The organism is Streptomyces sp. NBC_01498 (assembly GCF_036327775.1).
Lineage (GTDB): Bacteria > Actinomycetota > Actinomycetes > Streptomycetales > Streptomycetaceae > Streptomyces.
In genome coordinates this window covers 6,736,521-6,753,777 of sequence record NZ_CP109598.1, presented here as the reverse complement: position 1 = coordinate 6,753,777, position 17,257 = coordinate 6,736,521, and the positions used below count along the sequence as shown (strand labels likewise).

General features: G+C 73.9%; 14 protein-coding genes. 7 read left to right on the top strand and 7 right to left on the bottom strand.

The window, feature by feature from the left end; genetic code table 11:
- Positions 1–98: 98 nt before the first annotated feature.
- Positions 99–2,528 (top strand): right-handed parallel beta-helix repeat-containing protein, encoded by a 2,430-nt coding sequence (locus tag OG875_RS28880; protein WP_330177172.1) that lies wholly within the window; start codon positions 99–101, stop codon positions 2,526–2,528.
- On the opposite strand, the gene OG875_RS28875 is transcribed toward OG875_RS28880, so the two are convergent.
- The gene (locus OG875_RS28875; protein ID WP_330177171.1) at positions 2,498–4,975 is read right to left on the bottom strand and encodes a hypothetical protein; all 2,478 of its coding nucleotides are present in this window, start codon (positions 4,973–4,975) and stop codon (positions 2,498–2,500) included. The two genes, OG875_RS28880 and OG875_RS28875, sit on opposite strands and share 31 nt — an antisense overlap.
- Before the next feature lie 182 nt (positions 4,976–5,157).
- Here OG875_RS28875 and OG875_RS28870 point away from each other — a divergent pair, with 182 nt between their 5' ends.
- Positions 5,158–5,985: a DeoR/GlpR family DNA-binding transcription regulator gene (locus tag OG875_RS28870; RefSeq protein ID WP_330177170.1), complete on the top strand. Its 828-nt coding sequence runs from the start codon at positions 5,158–5,160 to the stop codon at positions 5,983–5,985.
- Entirely contained in the window at positions 5,982–6,443 is a 462-nt protein-coding gene (locus OG875_RS28865; protein WP_330177169.1) for an SRPBCC family protein, read from the top strand. Before OG875_RS28870 ends, OG875_RS28865 begins: the two co-directional genes overlap by 4 nt.
- 379 nt (positions 6,444–6,822) lie before the next feature.
- Here the strand turns inward: OG875_RS28865 and OG875_RS28860 are convergent, their stop codons facing one another.
- Complete coding sequence (locus tag OG875_RS28860) at positions 6,823–7,932, bottom strand: PLP-dependent cysteine synthase family protein (protein ID WP_330177168.1); 1,110 nt, start codon at positions 7,930–7,932, stop codon at positions 6,823–6,825.
- 276 nt (positions 7,933–8,208) lie between these two features.
- Between OG875_RS28860 and OG875_RS28855 the strand changes: the two genes are divergently transcribed.
- Entirely contained in the window at positions 8,209–8,526 is a 318-nt protein-coding gene (locus OG875_RS28855; protein WP_330177167.1) for a hypothetical protein, read from the top strand.
- A gap of 250 nt (positions 8,527–8,776) precedes the next feature.
- Positions 8,777–9,364, top strand: coding sequence for an ATP-binding protein (locus OG875_RS28850; RefSeq protein WP_330177166.1), 588 nt, complete (start codon positions 8,777–8,779; stop codon positions 9,362–9,364).
- A 229-nt stretch (positions 9,365–9,593) separates the two neighbouring features.
- Here the strand turns inward: OG875_RS28850 and OG875_RS28845 are convergent, their stop codons facing one another.
- Together OG875_RS28845 and OG875_RS28840 are read right to left on the bottom strand one after the other, a co-directional pair.
- The gene (locus OG875_RS28845; protein WP_330177165.1) at positions 9,594–10,448 is read right to left on the bottom strand and encodes a YhjD/YihY/BrkB family envelope integrity protein; all 855 of its coding nucleotides are present in this window, start codon (positions 10,446–10,448) and stop codon (positions 9,594–9,596) included.
- A 183-nt stretch (positions 10,449–10,631) separates the two neighbouring features.
- The gene (locus OG875_RS28840) at positions 10,632–11,846 is read right to left on the bottom strand and encodes an ROK family protein (protein ID WP_330177164.1); all 1,215 of its coding nucleotides are present in this window, start codon (positions 11,844–11,846) and stop codon (positions 10,632–10,634) included.
- Positions 11,847–11,922: 76 nt separating this feature from the next.
- Between OG875_RS28840 and OG875_RS28835 the strand changes: the two genes are divergently transcribed.
- Together OG875_RS28835 and OG875_RS28830 are read left to right on the top strand one after the other, a co-directional pair.
- A complete protein-coding gene (locus OG875_RS28835; protein ID WP_330177163.1) occupies positions 11,923–13,293 on the top strand; it encodes an MFS transporter in 1,371 nt (456 codons plus the stop codon).
- A gap of 73 nt (positions 13,294–13,366) precedes the next feature.
- On the top strand, positions 13,367–13,738 hold the full coding sequence (locus OG875_RS28830) for an SCO4225 family membrane protein (protein WP_330177162.1): 372 nt from the start codon (positions 13,367–13,369) through the stop codon (positions 13,736–13,738).
- 33 nt (positions 13,739–13,771) lie between these two features.
- Here the strand turns inward: OG875_RS28830 and OG875_RS28825 are convergent, their stop codons facing one another.
- The 3 genes from OG875_RS28825 to OG875_RS28815 form a co-directional block, all read right to left on the bottom strand.
- Positions 13,772–14,437 (bottom strand): response regulator transcription factor, encoded by a 666-nt coding sequence (locus OG875_RS28825; RefSeq protein WP_330177161.1) that lies wholly within the window; start codon positions 14,435–14,437, stop codon positions 13,772–13,774.
- Entirely contained in the window at positions 14,434–15,651 is a 1,218-nt protein-coding gene (locus OG875_RS28820) for a sensor histidine kinase (RefSeq protein ID WP_330177160.1), read from the bottom strand. Before OG875_RS28820 ends, OG875_RS28825 begins: the two co-directional genes overlap by 4 nt.
- Before the next feature lie 228 nt (positions 15,652–15,879).
- Entirely contained in the window at positions 15,880–17,247 is a 1,368-nt protein-coding gene (locus OG875_RS28815) for a geranylgeranyl reductase family protein (protein WP_443079219.1), read from the bottom strand.
- Positions 17,248–17,257 lie beyond the last annotated feature (10 nt).

Genomic DNA, 17,257 nt, shown 5'->3' with positions numbered 1-17,257 from the left:
CGGTCATCCGTCGCGGCCGGACTTCCTTGAGTCGGCCCCGGCGCGGATCGGGCCGGCCCAGCAGGCGCAGGCGCACGAGGTGGGGACAGAACAACACCATGGCACAGGGCACGGTCCAGGTGACGCACACCGGCACCTCGCGTTGGCGCCGCCGTACCGGCGAGTACGCCTCTCTCGCCGCGGCCCTGGAGGCCGCGGGCGACGGCGACATACTCACGGTCGCCCCGGGCACCTACCGGGAGAATCTCGTGGTCACGCGCGCCGTCACGCTGCGCGGTCCCGAGGGCTCGTCGGGCTCGGTGCGGATCGCTCCGCCGGACGGCGTGCCGCTCACCGTGCGTGCCTCGGCGACCGTCCACGACCTGCACATAGAGGGCCAGGACAGCACCGCGCCCGCGCTGCTGCTGGAGGACGGCACCCCGGAGCTGACGGATCTGCGGATCGTGACGCGCTCGGCGGCCGGGATCGAGGTGCGCGGCGCCGCGCGGCCCACCGTCCGCCGCTGCACCGTCGACAACCCGGCCGGGGTCGGGGTGGCCGTACTCGACGGCGGCGGCGGGGTGTTCGAGGACTGCGAGGTCGTGGCGGCCGGGCAGTCGGGGGTCTCCGTACGCGGCGGGGCGCACCCCCGGCTGGAGCGCTGCCGTATCCACCACGCGTCCGGGGGCGGGCTGACCGTCACCGGCGAGGGCAGCGGGGTGGAGGCCGTCGGCTGCGAGGTGTACGAGATCAAGGGCACCGGTGTGCAGATCGCCGCGCGCGCGGCGGCCCATCTCACCGACTCCAGCGTGCACCGCACGTCCGCCGACGGCATCACCCTCGACACGGACGCGGTGCTGACGCTCTCGGACTGCGACATCCACGACATCCCGGAGAACGCGGTGGATCTGCGTTCCCGCTCGGTGCTGACGCTGACCCGTTCCACGGTGCGGCGGTTCGGCCGCAACGGTCTCTCGGTGTGGGACCCGGGGACGCGGGTGGACGCCAACCAGTGCGAGATCCACGACAGTACGGGCGACTACCCGGCGGTGTGGGTGAGTGACGGGGCGACAGTGGTCCTCGACTCGTGCCGGGTGCACGACGTGCCGGACGCGCTGTTCGTCCTCGACCGGGGCTCGCGCGCCGATGTCGTGGACAGCGACCTGTCCCAGGTGCGCAACACGGCCGTGTCGGTGAGCGACGGCGCGACGGCGCAGCTCGACGACTGCCGGATCAGGGAGGCATCGACCGGGGCCTGGTTCCGGGACCACGGCAGCGGCGGCACACTCAACTCCTGCACCATCGACAATGTGCAGACCGGTGTCATCGTCACCAAGGGCGCGGATCCCACCATCGAGCGGTGCGCGATCACCTCGCCCGCCGAGGCCGGTTTCTACGTCTCCGCCGAGGGGCGCGGCACGTTCCACGACTGCCGTGTGACGGGCAGCGGCGGGTACGGGTTCCATGTCATGGACGGCTGCCGTACGACGCTGACGCGCTGCCGTACCGAGCGCTGCGCACGGGGCGGTTACGAGTTCCCGGACGGCGCCGCACCGGGTGGGGAGGGCGGCGGGGCGGGTCCGACGGTGGAGGACTGCACCAGCGACGAGAGCGGGGCGCTGGCCGCCGTGGCGCAGCCGGCGGCCGTGCGGACCGCCACCCAGACGGCCGGGGTGCCGGGTTCGGTCCCGGCGCAGAGCCCGGCGGCTGAGCCGGAGACACCGCCGGACACCCCGGTCCGCGACTCGGGCACGGTCCTCGGTGAACTCGACACGCTGGTGGGACTGGAGAGCGTCAAGCGGGAGGTCCGCGCGCTCACCAACATGATCGAGGTCGGCCGCCGCCGGCAGCAGGCCGGGCTCAAGGCCGCCTCCGCCCGCCGCCACCTGGTCTTCACCGGCTCCCCCGGCACCGGCAAGACGACGGTGGCCCGGCTGTACGGCGAGATCCTGGCCTCCCTCGGGGTGCTGGAGCGCGGTCATCTGGTGGAGGTCTCCCGGGTGGATCTGGTGGGTGAGCACATCGGCTCCACCGCGATCCGCACCCAGGAGGCGTTCGACCGGGCCCGTGGCGGTGTGCTCTTCATCGACGAGGCGTACGCGCTGTCGCCCGAGGACTCGGGGCGCGACTTCGGGCGCGAGGCGATCGACACACTGGTGAAGCTGATGGAGGACCACCGGGAGGCGGTGGTGGTGATCGTCGCCGGGTACACCGTGGAGATGGAGCGGTTCCTCGCGGTCAACCCCGGTGTGGCGTCGCGTTTCTCACGGACCATCACCTTCAGCGACTACGACCCGGACGAACTGCTGCGGATCGTGGAGCAGCAGGCCGAGGAGCACGAGTACCGGCTGGGCGAGGGCACGGCCGAGGCGCTGCTCAAGTACTTCTCCGTACTGCCCAAGGGACCGGCCTTCGGCAACGGCCGTACGGCGCGCCAGACGTTCGAGTCGATGGTGGAGCAACACGCGAGCCGGGTCGCCCAGTTGCCGGAGACCAGCACGGACGACCTGACTCTGCTCTACGCGGACGATCTGCCCGAACTGCCCTGACCGAGACCGCCGTTCGGGTGGTCCCGGTCGGTCGTGGCGCCCGTGCGCTGTCCCGGCAGCGAAGGGAGCAGCCGGTCCAGGAGCGCGGCGCGCTCCACGGCGAAGGCGGGGTCGTCCTGGTAGTCGGAGTGGCCGAGGATCGGCTCGGGCAGCGGGTGGCGGGCGGTGCGGCCGTAGGCGAGCGGGTCCTTGAGGGGCCCGTGGTCGACGGCCGGTTCGCGGCTCTCGCCGGGGAGCCGGACGGGCCCGCCGATGGGGTCGGTGGCGCGCCAGAGGTTGCGCCAGCAGTGCACCTCCCGGCCCAGGTCGCCGAGCGGCCCTGCGCCGAAGTACGCGGGGAACCAGCGGCCGTACAGCCGCTCCAGCGGTGAGCCGTAGGTCAGCAGTGCCACCTGGTGGCGGGTGTTCTCCGGGAGCTGCCAGACCGCGGCGGCGGCCAGCACACTGCCCTGCGAGTGGCCGGAGATGACGAGGCGTCCGCCGGTGCGGGCGGTCCAGGAGGCCATCCGCCAGGTGAGATCGGGTACGGCGCGTTCCGCGTAGCAGGGCGGCGCGAAGGGGTGCGAGGCGCGCGGCCAGAAGGTGCCGACGTCCCAGAGGATGCCGATGGTGCGCCGGGCGGCGGGGTCGCGGTAGGCGCGTCGGCCCCAGGTCACGAACAGTATGAAACCGAGGCCGATCAGCCAGGAGCCGAGGGCCTGCGCGGTGTCGGCGAGCGACTGGACGGGCGCGGGCCCGCCCTCGGCGGCGCGGCCCGGTACGTCGCCGCTCAGCCAGGCGCCGACGACGGCCCCGGTGCCGAGCAGCAGGGCCGCACCGGACAGCACGCCGACCAGCCAGGGCGCGGCGTCGGTGAGTTCGGCGCGGGCGCGGGCCCCGGCGATACGGCGGGTACGGACGGAGTCGGGGGTGACCCGGCGCTCCCGCGACCCGTACTCCGCCTCCACGACGGGTGCGAGGCGACGGCCGGTGCGCACGGTACGCACGGCGAGGACCAGCACCGGGATCAGCAGCAGCACCAGCAGGACGGGGATGACGGCGGCCTGCCAGCTGAGCAGGACGGGCGGTCCGGGGATCGAGCCCTCACCCATGCCGGGGGTGCCGGACCCGTCGAGCCAGTCGCCGACGCGCTGGGCGACGCCGCCGGTCATCACCCCGGCCAGGGCGCAGGCGAGCATGGCGACGGCGGGGCCGCCGAGGCCGTACAGCGCGATCCGGTGGTGCGGGGCGCGGCGGTGCAGGGCGAGGGCGGCCACGGCGAGCGCGACGACGAGGGCGCCCTGGGCGAGGGCCAGGACGGGGAAGGTGACGGCGCCGGGCAGGGTGCCGGAGGAGCGCCAGCCGGGGCGGGACCAGGCGGCGTACACCAGGGCGAGTCCGAGCAGGGCGAGGGAGGCGGCGGGCAGCAGACCGACGAGCGCCTTGTCGAGGGAGCCGTCGCTCCGGCGTTCGCTGCGGCCCCGGGCGCAGACCACCCACAGCACGACGAGCGCGCCGACGACGAGGGCCGCCTGGAGGAGGCCGCCGGCGCTCTCGCGGACGGCGGTGGACGCGTCCCGGTCGTGGCGGGCGGCGGCGCCGGTGACCGCGCCCGCGACGGTGAGGAATCCGGCGGCGGTGTGCGCGGCGCGCAGCCGGGCGACGAGCCGGCGGCCGTACCAGAATCCGGGCCGGGAGAGAGCGGGCCGCAGGGCCGGGGCGCCGCCGGGGGCGGGCGCGGGGGCGGCCGGGCCCTCGTAGGCGTCGGTGGCGTCGGGGGTGGTCGCGGTCCCGGGCTCCGGTCCGGGCTCCGGGTGGTGCCGGCCGGGTGCGGCGTCGGTGGGCGGGCGCTGGGACTCGTAGGCGCTCCAGGTCCGGTTGGACAGATACCAGAGGAGACCCACGAGCGCGGCCGGGACGAGGGCGGCGAGCGCGAGGCGGCGGCCGGGCTGCGACCACCAGCCGCCCCGGCCGGCGGAGAGGAAGCCGAGCCAGGAGCGGTCTGCGGCACAGTCGGCGGAGCCCGCGCACTGCCAGGCCACCAGGTCGAGGGCGACCTCGCAGGCGGCGGCGGTCAGCAGGACGGTGAGGGTGAGGGCGAGCAGTCGTACGAGGACGCCGTAGAGCCGCTGGGTCCGGGCGAGTCCGTTGGTGGCCGGGCGCATCCAGTGCGCGAGGTTGACGACCATGAAGGGCAGAAGTAAGAGCCACAGCGCGCGGGCGCTGTTGCCGGAGGTGAGGTTGGACCAGCAGTACGCCTCCGGGACGGGTCCGTCCGCGTACCGCTCGGGGTGGGCCTCCGCGTGCTCGTCGTCCGGACGCCGGTATATGGCCGCCGTCTCGTCGCCCGTGATCCGGACGGTGTAGGGGTCGGCGAGCATCTCCTGCGGGGTGGCGCCGCCGACACCGTGCACGAGCAGTTCGAGCGCGGCGCCGTCGCCGCGGCGGGCGGGGGGATCGGGGGACACGTCGGTGACTCGCTCTCAGCTGGCGTCCGGCGGGCGGTGACCGCCGTCCTAGGGGTCTTTCCGGGCCGGAGGCGGCCGACACCTGCGTGACGGGCCCAACAGCGTGGGAGGATGAGCAACCTCATGATCAGCTGTGAACGACGGCCCCGTGCGACGCCGACGTGGAAGGACGGGCCCCGGTGGTGAACGACAACCAGAACCTTCTCGCGGAACAGCGGCGGGCCCTGATCCTCGACGAGGTGCGGCGCCGCGGCGGTATCCGCGTCAACGAGCTGACCCGCAAGCTCAGTGTCTCCGACATGACGGTCCGCCGGGACCTGGACGCCCTCGCCCGGCTCGGCGTCATCGAGAAGGTGCACGGCGGCGCGGTGCCGGTGGCGGAGGCGAGCACGCACGAGCCGGGTTTCGAGGCGAAGTCCGTGCTCGAACCGGGCGCCAAGGAGGACATCGCCCGGACGGCCGCCGCCATGGCCGTGCCCGGACGGGCGATCGCGCTGTCGGGGGGCACCACCACGTACGCCCTGGCGCACCATCTGGTGGACGTGCCCGATCTGACGGTGGTGACGAACTCGGTGCGGGTCGCGGACGTGTTCCACGCCGCGCAGCCCGCGGCGTCGGGCGGCCACCGTCCGGGCGCGGCGACGGTGGTGCTCACCGGGGGGGTCCGGACGCCGTCCGACTCGCTGGTGGGGCCGGTCGCGGACCAGGCGATCCGCTCACTCCACTTCGATGTGCTGTTCCTCGGCGTGCACGGGATCTCTCCCGAGGCGGGACTGTCGACGCCGAACCTGGCCGAGGCGGAGACGAACCGCCGTTTCGTGCGGTCGGCGCGGCGGGTGGTGGTCGTGGCCGACCACACCAAGTGGGGCACGGTGGGCCTGAGTTCGTTCGCGACGCTGGACCAGGTGGACACGCTGGTCACGGACGCGGGGCTGTCGGCCGAGGTGCGCGAGGAGATTCTGGAGCATCTGCCCGGACTGGTGGTCGCCGGGGAGCCGGCCGACGGATGAGCGCCTTCCGGATCACCCGCCGTACGGAACTGCCCGCCGACGAGGCGTGGCGGCGGATCACCGACTGGCCGGCGCACGGGCGCCGGGTGCCGCTGACCCGGGTGCTGGTGGAGACGCCGGGGCCGACCCGGATCGGGACGGTCTTCGTGGCGCGTACGGGGCTCGGGCGGCTGGGGTTCGACGATCCGATGGAGGTCGTGCGCTGGGAGCCGCCCGCGCCGGGGCACGCCGGGCGCTGCCGGCTGGAGAAGCGGGGCCGGGTGGTCCTGGGCTGGGCCGAGATCGAGGTCACGGCGGCGGACGGGGCCGGGGGCGCGCGGGTGTGCTGGACGGAGGAGCTGCGGGTCGCCTTTCTGCCGCGCCTTGTCGACCGGGTGACGGCACGGACCGGACAGGCCGTCTTCGGGCGGGTGGTCGACGGTCTGCTGAGGGACCGGGGGCGCGGCGCGGGCGCGTAGCGCCGCCGTACGGGCGCGGGCGCACGGGCGCGGGCGCGGGCGCGCGGGCTCAGCTGCGCGGGCTCAGCTGCGCGGGCTCAGGTGCGCGGCTGCGCGTACGTACTCATGTGCGCTACGGCTCCGAACAGGCCCGGTCCCCGGGAGGTCGCGGTGAGCGGTGGTGTGCGGGTGGCCCGGGGCCGTACTCACCGACCGACTCGCGCGTCGCGCAAGGCAGTCGCGCAGCGTCGGGCTGGGCCGTGGAGCGGCACGTGTTTCGCCGACCCGTCTCGGTGACCGCTCCCCCGCGTCTCCGACGCCCGCGCCCGCCGCCGGGCGCGGGCAGGCCCCGCAGATGGGCCCCGCAGGTGGGCCCGCCCCAACAGCCTTTCGCGGCGCGTCAGTCGGGCCAGGCGCCCGTCCGCAGGAAGTCGCCGATCGTGCCGGTGTACGGGGCGATGTCGATGCCCTGCGCGGCGAGCCAGTCGTCGGAGTAGTACTTGTCGAGATAGCGCTCACCAGGGTCGCAGATCAGCGTCACCACACTGCCCCTGCGGCCCTCCGCCGCCATCTCGGAGACGATCTTCAGCGCGCTCCACAGGCCGGTGCCCGTCGAACCGCCCGCCCTGCGCCCGATGGCGCCCTCCAGGACCCGTACGGCGGCGATGCTCGCCGCGTCCGGCACCTTCATCATCCGGTCCACGGCGCCGGTCACGAAGCTCGGCTCCATCCGGGGCCGGCCGATGCCCTCGATGCGTGAACCGCGCTCGCTGCGCGCCCGCGTGTCGCGGTTGGTCCAGCCGTCGAAGAAGCAGGAGTTCTCCGGGTCCGGGACGCAGACCATGGTGTCGTACTGCATGTAGCGCACATAGCGGGCGATGGTCGCCGACGTGCCGCCGGTACCGGCCGTCGCCACGATCCACGCGGGCTCCGGGTAGCGTTCCAGCCTCAGTTGCTGGTAGATCGACTCGGCGATGTTGTTGTTGCCGCGCCAGTCGGTGGCCCGCTCCGCGTACGTGAACTGGTCCATGTAGTGCCCGCCGGTGTCGGCGGCGAGCGCCGCCGACTCGTCGTACATCGTGCGCGGATCGTCCACGAAGTGGCAGCGCCCGCCGTGGAATTCGATGAGCCGGCACTTCTCGGGGCTGGTGGTGCGCGGCATCACCGCGATGAAGGGGACGCCGATCAGTTTCGCGAAGTACGCCTCCGAGACGGCGGTGGAGCCGCTCGACGCCTCGATGACGGGCTTACCCGGGCGGATCCAGCCGTTGCAGAGCCCGTACAGGAACAGCGAGCGGGCGAGCCGGTGTTTGAGGCTGCCGGTCGGGTGGGTGGACTCGTCCTTCAGGTAGAGGTCGATGCCCCACCGCTCGGGCAGCGGGAAGAGCAGGAGATGGGTGTCGGCCGAACGGTTGGCGTCGGCCTGGACCTTGCGTACGGCCTCCTTGAGCCAGTCCCGGTACGCGCGGTCGCCCCGGTTCACGTCGATGGTCCGCTGCCACTGCGTCATGCCCGTCGCCCCTCGTCCCTCGTTCGTATGAGTCGTCTGCGGTTCGTCGTCGCGCGTGACTCGTCGGCCGCTCCGCCCGTGTCACGCGCGACGGCGCCACAGTAGGCCCTCGACCTGCGCAAACCACTCCTTTGGGTGTCCATAGTCGTGCCTTGGAGTGGGCAGTTGACGGGGGGCGCGCGCGTCACCCGTGTCTGGCGGGGAAGTCGCTCTGGCGTCGGGGGGCAGAGTTGTGCAGACTTGCCTGGAGAGTGGTACGAAGGGGGCGGATCAGCCATGGCGGAACCGGAGTTCAGCGCGAGCGGTGTCGCGATAGAGCGCTGGCCGCGCTCGCTCACGAAGGCGGGCCGGGTCCTCGTCCAGGACGGCAGACTGGCGTTGCTGACCAGTTACGGACGGGTGATCGACAGCGCGCCGCTGCGGGCGGTGCGCGCGGCGAAACCGTGGTTCCGGGGTGACGACAACACGGTGGCCACGGTCAACGGCAGGCGCTACCGGCTCGTCATGGGCGGGGAGGCCGGACGGCCGGAGGGGCGGCTGCTGGCCGGGCGCTTCCTGGAGACCGTACGCAGGGCGAGCACCGCGAAGACGTGACACACGACGCCACGAGGACGTGAGGGGCGACGCCGCGAGGAGCTGACGGAGGGACGCCGCGACCCCGGCCGCCGGGGCCCGCGAGTTGCGGTCCCCCGTCACATGGTTCACCCTGGGATACATCACTCAGGGTGAATCGGCGGTGACGCTGCGATCCAGCCCCGCCGGGCACGACAGCGGCGAGCCTCGCGAGTGAGCTGCTGAATGCGATCCATGCCGTCCTCCGGACCTCAATCGGGGAGTCGCAGTCGTGATCAGCCAGCCAAGCAGGCAGTGCACGGTGGAGCTCCAGGCCCTGCCGTCGCGGATCCGCCAGGTCCGCAGAATCGTTTCCGCGCAGTTGCGCTACTGGCAGCTCGACCCACTGATCGACCAAGCGGCGCTCGGCGTGACCGAGCTGCTGACCAACGTCCACCGGCACGCGCAACCGGACAAGACGTGCACCGTGGACATCCGGCTGCTCCTCGACCGGCTCAGGGTCGCCGTCCACGACCACGATCCGCGCCTGCCGACCGTCAAGGAGGCCGATCCGCTCGCCCTGTGCGGACGCGGTCTCGCCCTGATCGAGGCCGTCAGCGAGAGCTGGGGGGTGCGGGCGGAGGGTGACACGGGCAAGGTCATCTGGTTCACGCTGCCCGCCCCGCCGGCCGCCGCGCCCCGTCACGCGCTGTACGGCGCGACCACGGACGGACCCTTCTCGCACGGCGCGGTGACGCTCGGCGCCGTGGCGAACGGCCCCCTCGGGGACGGTGCCTTCACCGGCGCCACCTTCACCGGCATCCGGCCCCTGGCCGGGAACCGCGAACCCACCGCCGTCCGGTCGGCCGTCGTCGGCTGAGCGGGCGGGGCCGGGACGCGCAGGCGTCGGGCACACCGGAACATCGGAACGCCGGAGAATAGGAACGCGCCGCCGGGCCGCACCTCGGGCCCGACGGCGCGTTCCGGCGTTCCCGCCAACGCCTCGCCCCGTCAACCGGAGCGCCACGTCGCCGTGCACCACGTGCCGTGCACCACGTGCCGGGTGCCGGGTGCCGGGCTCGCGTGCATCGCCCCCTCGCGCGCGGGGATCAGTCCTCGTCGCGGTGTCTCAGGCGGCGGAACACCCGCCCTTCGTGGGCGAGTCGGCCCACCAGCGCCCCGCCGTAGACGACGACTCCGACGCCGACGAGCCAGGACTGGAGGACCAGGACGGTGCCGAACGGGCCGTAGGTGACGGCGCTGGAGGCGATCAGCGGCGAGAAGACGAGCTGCGAGAAGCCCCGCAGCCCGAGCATGCCGAGGGCGGTCGCCGCGGCGCCGGGCAGCAGCGCGATCCAGCGGACGCGCCCGCCGAGCAGGATGTGCTGGGCGATCCAGAAGAAGACGAAGGTGCCGAGGACGTCCAGCACGACGACCACCAGGGGGCCGGTGACCCGGCCGGAGGGGCTGGGGGTGTTGGTGAAGCCGAGGAGTGCGAGGACCAGCAGGGCGAGGAAGACGACATGGCGCCACATGGTGTGCCAGCGCGCCGTGGGCAGGTCCCAGACCTTCTCGTAGCCGGTCTGGACGGCGGAGCCGAAGGTCAGGCCGAAGACGGCGAGGGCGGCGAGACCGAAGGCGGTGGTGCGCTGGAGGGCCGTGTTGGGTACCCCGAACAGCCGCTCGACCTGGGCCTGTGAGTCGTGCGTGACCCCGACGGCCTGGCCGAGCCAGCGGGCGAAGCCCTGTCCACTGGCCGGTTCGGCCGCCGCGACCAGGACCAGGACCGGGACGAGGGTGAGGAATCCGAGCGCGGCGAACCCCATGGACCGGTGCATCAGCTCCATGTCGCGGCCCCGGATCCAGGCGAGCCCGAGCGGTGACGCGCGCAGCCGCCGGTCGAGCCGCCGGAACCAGCGCGGCGGTGGCGGCGGGGGCTGGGCGCCGGACGGGTTCTCGGTCATGGGAGGTGCCCTACCCGCGATGGTGCGGCGAGGCGTCCCCGGTGCGGCCGGACGGGTGGCGGCGGCCCGGCGCGGGACGGGCGCGCCCACCGGGCGCCGGTGCGCGTTCGCCATACACGTCGAGGGGGCCGGGACGGGGCGGGGACGGCGTCCGGTCGGCCGGGCGGCGGGCGGGTCGCGGGCTCAGGCCAGGGCGGTGAGCGGATCGTCCAGCACGGGCTGCCAGGCCAGCTCGGCGGCGCCGACGAGGCTGTTGTGGTCGAGGGCGCAGGCGAGGATCGGCACGCTGCCGCTGCGGCCCCACAGACTGCGGTCGGCGACCACGGCGCGCAACCGGGCGGGATCGGCGGCGAGGAGTTCCCGGTGCAGCCCGCCGAGGATGACCCGGTCCGGGTTGAGGATGTTGACCAGCCCGGCGAGCCCCTGACCGAGCCGGTCGATCAACTCCTCGGCCGCAGCCCGTACGTTCGGGTCGGCGTACTCCGTACGAAGCAGGTCACGCGACTGCTGGAGCAGCGACACCTCGGGGCCGGGGTCCCGGCCTGCGGCGTCGAGGAAGGCCAGCGGGTCGGTCTCCACGTCGAGACAGCCCCGGCTGCCGCAATGGCAGGGCCGGCCCTCGGGGTTGACGGTCAGATGGCCCACTTCGAGGGCCAGTCCCGAACTGCCCGTGTGCAGACGGCCGTCCACGACCAGCGCGCCGCCGACGCCGCGATGTCCCGTGGCGACACAGAGGAGTTGGCCCGCGCCCCGGCCCGCGCCGTGCCGGTGCTCGGCCAGGGCCGCCAGGTTGACGTCGTTGCCGGCGAAGGCGGGGCCCTCGATGCCCGCGGCGCGTACCTGCTCGACGAAGAGGTCGCGTACGGGAGAGCCCGCGGGCCAGGCGAGATGCAGCGGGTTGAGCGCGGTGCCCTCCGGTTCGGCGACGGCGGAGGGGACGGCCAGTCCCGCGCCCACACAGCGACGGCCGCTGTCGCGCAGCAGGGCGGCGCCCTCGGCGACGACGGCGCGGAGCACCTGGGCGGGGTCGGAGGAGACGGTGACGGCGCCGGGGGCGGTGGCGACGGTACGGCCCCCGAGGGCGACCAGCGCGGCACGGAAACCGTCCGCGTGGACCTGGGCGGCGAGGACCACCGGGCCGGTGCCGTCCACCGAGAGGCGGTGCGAGGGGCGGCCCTGGGAGCCGGCGGCGGCACCGGGGCGGGAGTCGACCGTGATGAGCCCGAGTGCTTCGAGTTCGGCGGCGACGGCGCCGGCCGTCGCGCGGGTGACGCCCAGTTCGGTGGTCAGTACGGCGCGGGTGGGCGCGCGGCCCGTGTGCACCAGTTCGAGTGCGGGGCCGAGCGCGCTGCGGCCTCTCTCCAGTCGTGTTCTGGTCGTCGTCGCCTTGCCGTTCATGGAAGTGAGTCTCCCATGATCCCGGCGGTTCACCCCCGCCTTGTAGGGATCGGCGGGGAGCCCCTATCCTTCTTTTGTGCCGATTCTAAACAAACTCCGGACAGCTCTTCCCGGCGGCCTCGGCGGCGACCCCGCCCGTGGCTCGCCGCGCTCCCGCCTCACCCGTCTCCGCACGACGCTGACCGTGTTCTTCGCCCTGGACGGCTTCCTCTTCGCCGGCTGGGTCGTCCGCATCCCCGCCGTCAAGGAGCAGACCGGCGCGTCGGCGAGCGACCTCGGGCTGGCCCTGCTCGGGGTGTCCGCCGGAGCCGTGGTGACGATGATGTTCACGGGACGGATGTGCAAGCGGTTCGGCAGCCATCCGGTCACCGTGGTCAGCTCCGTCCTGCTGGCGCTGAGCATCGCACTGCCCGCGCGCACGCATTCCGTACCGGCACTGGGACTGGTCCTGCTCGTCTTCGGTGCGGCCTACGGCGGTCTCAACGTCTCGATGAACAGCGGGGCCGTCGATCTCGTCACCGCGCTCGGCCGTCCCGTGATGTCCAGCTTCCACGCCGCGTTCAGCCTGGGCGGCATGGCGGGCGCGGGACTCGGCGGCCTGGTGGCGGGCGATCTCTCCGCGTCCACGCATCTGCTGGCCCTCACCGCCGTGGGCCTGGTCGTCACCGCGCTCGCCGCACCCTCGCTGCTGCGCCACCGCCACGTCGCGCCCCCGGCCGCGGCGCCCGCGCGGGACGGTGCGAAGGCCCCCCGGCGGACGGATCGCCGGACGCGGCGGCTGGTCGTCCTGCTCGGGTTGATCGCGCTGTGCACCGCGTACGGCGAGGGCGCCCTCGCGGACTGGGGCGCCCTGCATCTGGCCCAGGACCTCGACGCCGGGGCCGGACTCGCCGCCGCCGGGTACTCGCTCTTCGCGCTCGCGATGACCGTGGGCCGGCTGTCCGGTACGGCGCTGATCGAACGGCTCGGCCAGACACGGACGTTGGTGGCCGGCGGGCTGGTCGCCGCGCTCGGCATGCTCCTCGGCGCCCTCGCGCCCACGATCTGGCTCGCGCTGCTCGGCTTCGCCGTCACCGGGCTCGGACTGGCCAACATCTTCCCGGTGGCCGTGGCCCGTGCGGGCGCGCTCGCGGGGCCGAGCGGAGTGGCCGCCGCGTCCACACTGGGATACGGCGGCATGCTGCTGGGACCGCCCGCGATCGGTTTCCTCGCCGACTGGTTCTCGCTGCCCGTCGCGCTGACCACCGTCGCCCTGCTGGCGGCAGCCGCGGCCCTCGTCGCGTACGGCGCCCGCGCCGTCCCGGCCCCGGGACCGGTACCCGCCGACCGGGCGGATCTCCCGGCCGGCGTTCCGGCGGATCTTCCGGCCGATGTCTCGGCCGGTCAGGCGCGGGCAGGCGTAGTCGCGGACGCACCGGCCGCCCGCACGGCGCATCAGGAGGGATGAGTAGCGGTACTCAGGCACAGCGGTTCGGTCCGTCCCACGATGGAGGAAGTCAACCGATACGGGAGAACGCATCATGACGTCAGGACGCCTGACCACACTGACCAGGCTCGCCCAGCGCCCCGCCCGGATGATCTACGGCAACCGCGCCTCGCAGATCTATCTCGCCGTCGTCGCCGCGACAGCGGTCTTCGTCGCCGTGGACACGCTGTTCGTGCACCACAACGACGCGTCGTTCGCGGGCGTGTGGCTGTTCTTCCTCGCGGCGCCCACCGTCTTCCTCTTCTTCGCCGGCGGCTCGCTGATAGGGGACTCGTTCGCCTCCTCGTCCGGTTTCGGCTATCTGGCCCTCATCGCCTCGGTGTTGATCCAGGCGGCGGCCATCGGGGCGTTCGTACGGCTGCTGACCGGCCGTACGGGCCGGGCGCACACGCCCCGCGAGGTCTGAGGACACCGAGCGTGACGGTTCCCCGGTGCTGCGTCAGCCGAGCCAGCCCGGCCGGACCAGCCCCGACTCGTAGGCCAGGACGACCAGTTGGGCCCGGTCGCGGGCGCGGAGCTTCACCATCGCGCGGCTCACATGAGTCTTGGCGGTGAGCGGGCTGACGACCAGCCTGCGGGCGATCTCCTCGTTGGAGAGCCCCATCCCGACGAGCGCCATCACCTCCCGTTCCCGGTCGGTGAGTTCACCGAGACCGTAGGCGCCGGTGGGCGTCTTGGAACGGGAGGCGAACTCCGCGATCAGCCGGCGCGTCACCCCGGGCGACAGCAGCGCGTCGCCGTCCACCACCGCCCGTACGGCGCGCAGCAGTTCGTCCGGTTCGGTGTCCTTGACGAGAAAGCCGGACGCGCCCGAACGCAGCGCCTCGAAGACGTACTCGTCGAGTTCGAAGGTGGTGAGCATGACCACCCTCACCCGGCCCAGAGCGCTGTCCCCGGTGATCCCGCGGGTGGCGTCGAGGCCGTCCATCACCGGCATCCGGATGTCCATCAGGACGACGTCCGGGGCGAGTTCGCGCGCCTTGCGCAGCGCCTCGGCACCATCGGCGGCCTCTCCCGCGACCTCGATGTCCGGCTGGGCGTCGAGCAGCGCGCGGAAGCCCGCCCGGACGAGCGACTGGTCGTCGGCGAGCAGGACACGGATCACGGGGTCTCCTTGGGCGTCAGGGGGAGGGAGGCCCGTACGCGGAAGCCCCCGTCCGGGCGGGGACCCGCCTCGATGGCGCCGCCGAGCGCGGCGGCGCGTTCGCGCATCCCGGCCAGTCCGTTGCCGCTGCCGCCCGCCTCGTCGCCGGTGGCGGGCCCCGTGTCGTCGATACGGAGGGTGAGCCGGTCCGTGCCGTAGCCGACGCGTACTCGCGCCGTACGCGAACCGGAGTGCCGGACCACGTTGGTCAGCGCTTCCTGGACGATACGGAAGGCGGCGAGGTCGGCGCCGGGGGCCAGCGGGACGCGCTCGCCGTCGTACGCCAGCTCGACGGCGAGCCCGGCGCCCGCCGCCTGTTCGGCCAGTTCGGGAAGCCGGTCGAGTCCCGGCGCGGGGGCGCGCGGGGCGGCGCCGGAGGTACGGAGGGTGTCCAGCACCTGCCGTACCTCGCCCAGCGCCTCCTTGCTGGCGGCCTTGACGGTGGTGAGCGCGGTGCGGGCCTGTTCCGGGTCGGAATCGAGCAGCGCGAGGCCCACACCGGCCTGGACGTGGATGACCGAGAGGGAGTGGGCGAGGACGTCGTGGAGTTCGCGCGCGATGCGCAGCCGTTCCTCGTCGGCGCGGCGTGTCTCGGCGGCGGCCCGCTCCCGCCGGTCGTGGGCCCACCGCTCCCGGCGCATCCCGACCAGCTCGGAGCCGACCAGGACGGCCGCCACCCAGGCGGCGACGCCCACTTCGGGCCACCAGGACGCCGCGGCGTCGCCGCTCGGCGGCAGATGGCGGTAGAGCAGATGGACGACCAGCAGATGCCCGGCCCAGAGAAGGCCGATCGCCCACCAGGCCGCCCGGCGGTGTCCGGAGACGATCGCGGCGAAGACGGCGACCGCGACGGTGATCAGGACCGGGCCGTACGGGTAGCCCGCGCCGAGGTACACCAGGACGGACAGGGCCACGCCGAGGACACAGACGACGGGCCGCCGGTAACGCAGCAGGAGCAGCGCGGGCCCGGCGAGCAGCAGGAGCCGGGCGAACACGTCCAGCGGCTCCCGGTCGGGCTGCCCCTCGGCGGCGAATCCCGTCCCGACGAGGACGAGGACGGCGAGCAGCAGACTGCTGAGCCAGGGCAGCCGTGACGTCTCCCCCCCGTCACCCGCCCCCGGCCCGCCCCTCAGCCAGGGGTGACCGAACCCGAGATGCCTGATCCGCTCGTCCATACCGCCACGCTAGACCGGCCGACCGGCCGTCGGCGTCCGCCGGGCGTGGCGGTCGCGCGTACTCCCGGTGGAGTACGGCGCGGCTGCCGGGCCGGGGCCGGTACGGCCGGGAGGCCGGTACGGCCGGGAGGCCGGTACGCCGGCGGCGTCGGCGGGGACCAGGTCGGCGGGTCGGGCGCGCCGCAGATCCTGGCGGTGGCCCGGACCGCCCTGCCCTCCCGCCCGGCCCTACGGCGTGACCGCGCTGCCCTCGCGGTCCGTGTCGCGGCCGTCGTCGCCCCCCGTCGCGTCCGTGTCCTGCTCGCCGCTCCCCGGGCCCTGCGCGGTCCCCGCCCGCTGCCGGTCGAGGACGTCCAGCGCGCGCCGGGCCAGCGGGTGCGTCCGTACCAGACCGCCCAGGGACGTGACGCCGCGCGTGATGTCGGCGAACGCCTTCCACGCCGGGCGGAAACCGGTGATCGCCGCGTGCAGCATGCCGGGCCGGCGTTCGAAGACGGCGAGCATGCGCCGGCCGACGCCCATCTCCACGCCGAGACCGGCCTTGATCGCGAAGGTGTAGTTCAGCGCCTGGCGGCGGGCGTCCACCGCGTCGTGCGCCTCCGCGATCCGTACCGCCCACTCCCCCGCCAGCCGGCCCGAGCGCAGCGCGAAGGAGATGCCCTCCCGGGTCCACGGCTCCAGGAGCCCCGCCGCGTCGCCGCAGACCAGCACCCGGCCGCGCGAGAGCGGCGAGTCCTCAGTGCGGCAGCGGGTCAGATGCCCCGAGGAGACCGAGGGCTCGAACCCGGCGAGCCCCTGCTTGGCGACGAAGTCCTCCAGATAGCGCTTCGTCGCGGCGCCGTCGCCGCGCGCCGAGATGACCCCGACGGTGAGCGTGTCGCCCTTGGGGAACACCCAGCCGTAACTCCCCGGCAGCGGGCCCCAGTCGATGAGGACCCGTCCCGCCCAGTCCTCGGCGACCGTCGGCGGCACCGGGATCTCCAGCTCCAGTCCGAGGTCCACCTGGTCGAGCTTGACCCCGACATGTGCGCCTATCCGGCCCGCGCTGCCGTCGGCGCCGACGACCGCGCGCGACAGGATCGTCTCGCCGTCCGAGAGGACCACGGCGACCGTACGGCGGTCGGGCACGGCCGGGCCGTGCTGCTGGACGCGGGAGACCGAGGCGCCGGTACGCAGCACGGCGCCCGCCTTCTGCGCGTGCTCCACCAGGCTCGCGTCGAACTCGGGCCTGTTGATCAGCCCGAAGAGCATGCGCCGGGAGCGGCGGGTCCGGGCCAGCCGGCCGTTCATCGAGAACGTGACCGCGTGCACCCGGTCGCGCAGCGGCAGTTCGAAGCCGGGCGGCAGCGAGTCGCGCGAGGGGCCGATGATGCCGCCGCCGCAGGTCTTGTAGCGGGGCAGCTCGGCCTTCTCCAGGAGCAGCACCCGGCGGCCCGCGACGGCCGCCGCGTAGGCCGCGGACGCCCCGGCCGGGCCCGCGCCGACCACGACCACGTCCCACACCGAACGGTCGTGCTCACCCGCCGGACCGGTCTCGGGACCGGTCCCGGGGGCGCTTCCAGGTTCACTTCCGGCATCTGCGTTCTCGCTGCTCACGATGTGCTTC

What these genes read in the sequence shown, in the direction of transcription:
- OG875_RS28840 (WP_330177164.1), bottom strand. Translation starts at nt 11,846, where the DNA reads ATGAACGGCAAGGCGACGACGACCAGAACACGACTGGAGAGAGGCCGC.
- OG875_RS28865 (WP_330177169.1), top strand. Translation starts at nt 5,982, where the DNA reads ATGAGCGCCTTCCGGATCACCCGCCGTACGGAACTGCCCGCCGACGAG.
- OG875_RS28855 (WP_330177167.1), top strand. Translation starts at nt 8,209, where the DNA reads ATGGCGGAACCGGAGTTCAGCGCGAGCGGTGTCGCGATAGAGCGCTGG.
- OG875_RS28820 (WP_330177160.1), bottom strand. Translation starts at nt 15,651, where the DNA reads ATGGACGAGCGGATCAGGCATCTCGGGTTCGGTCACCCCTGGCTGAGG.
- OG875_RS28845 (WP_330177165.1), bottom strand. Translation starts at nt 10,448, where the DNA reads ATGACCGAGAACCCGTCCGGCGCCCAGCCCCCGCCGCCACCGCCGCGC.
- OG875_RS28860 (WP_330177168.1), bottom strand. Translation starts at nt 7,932, where the DNA reads ATGACGCAGTGGCAGCGGACCATCGACGTGAACCGGGGCGACCGCGCG.
- OG875_RS28880 (WP_330177172.1), top strand. Translation starts at nt 99, where the DNA reads ATGGCACAGGGCACGGTCCAGGTGACGCACACCGGCACCTCGCGTTGG.
- OG875_RS28830 (WP_330177162.1), top strand. Translation starts at nt 13,367, where the DNA reads ATGACGTCAGGACGCCTGACCACACTGACCAGGCTCGCCCAGCGCCCC.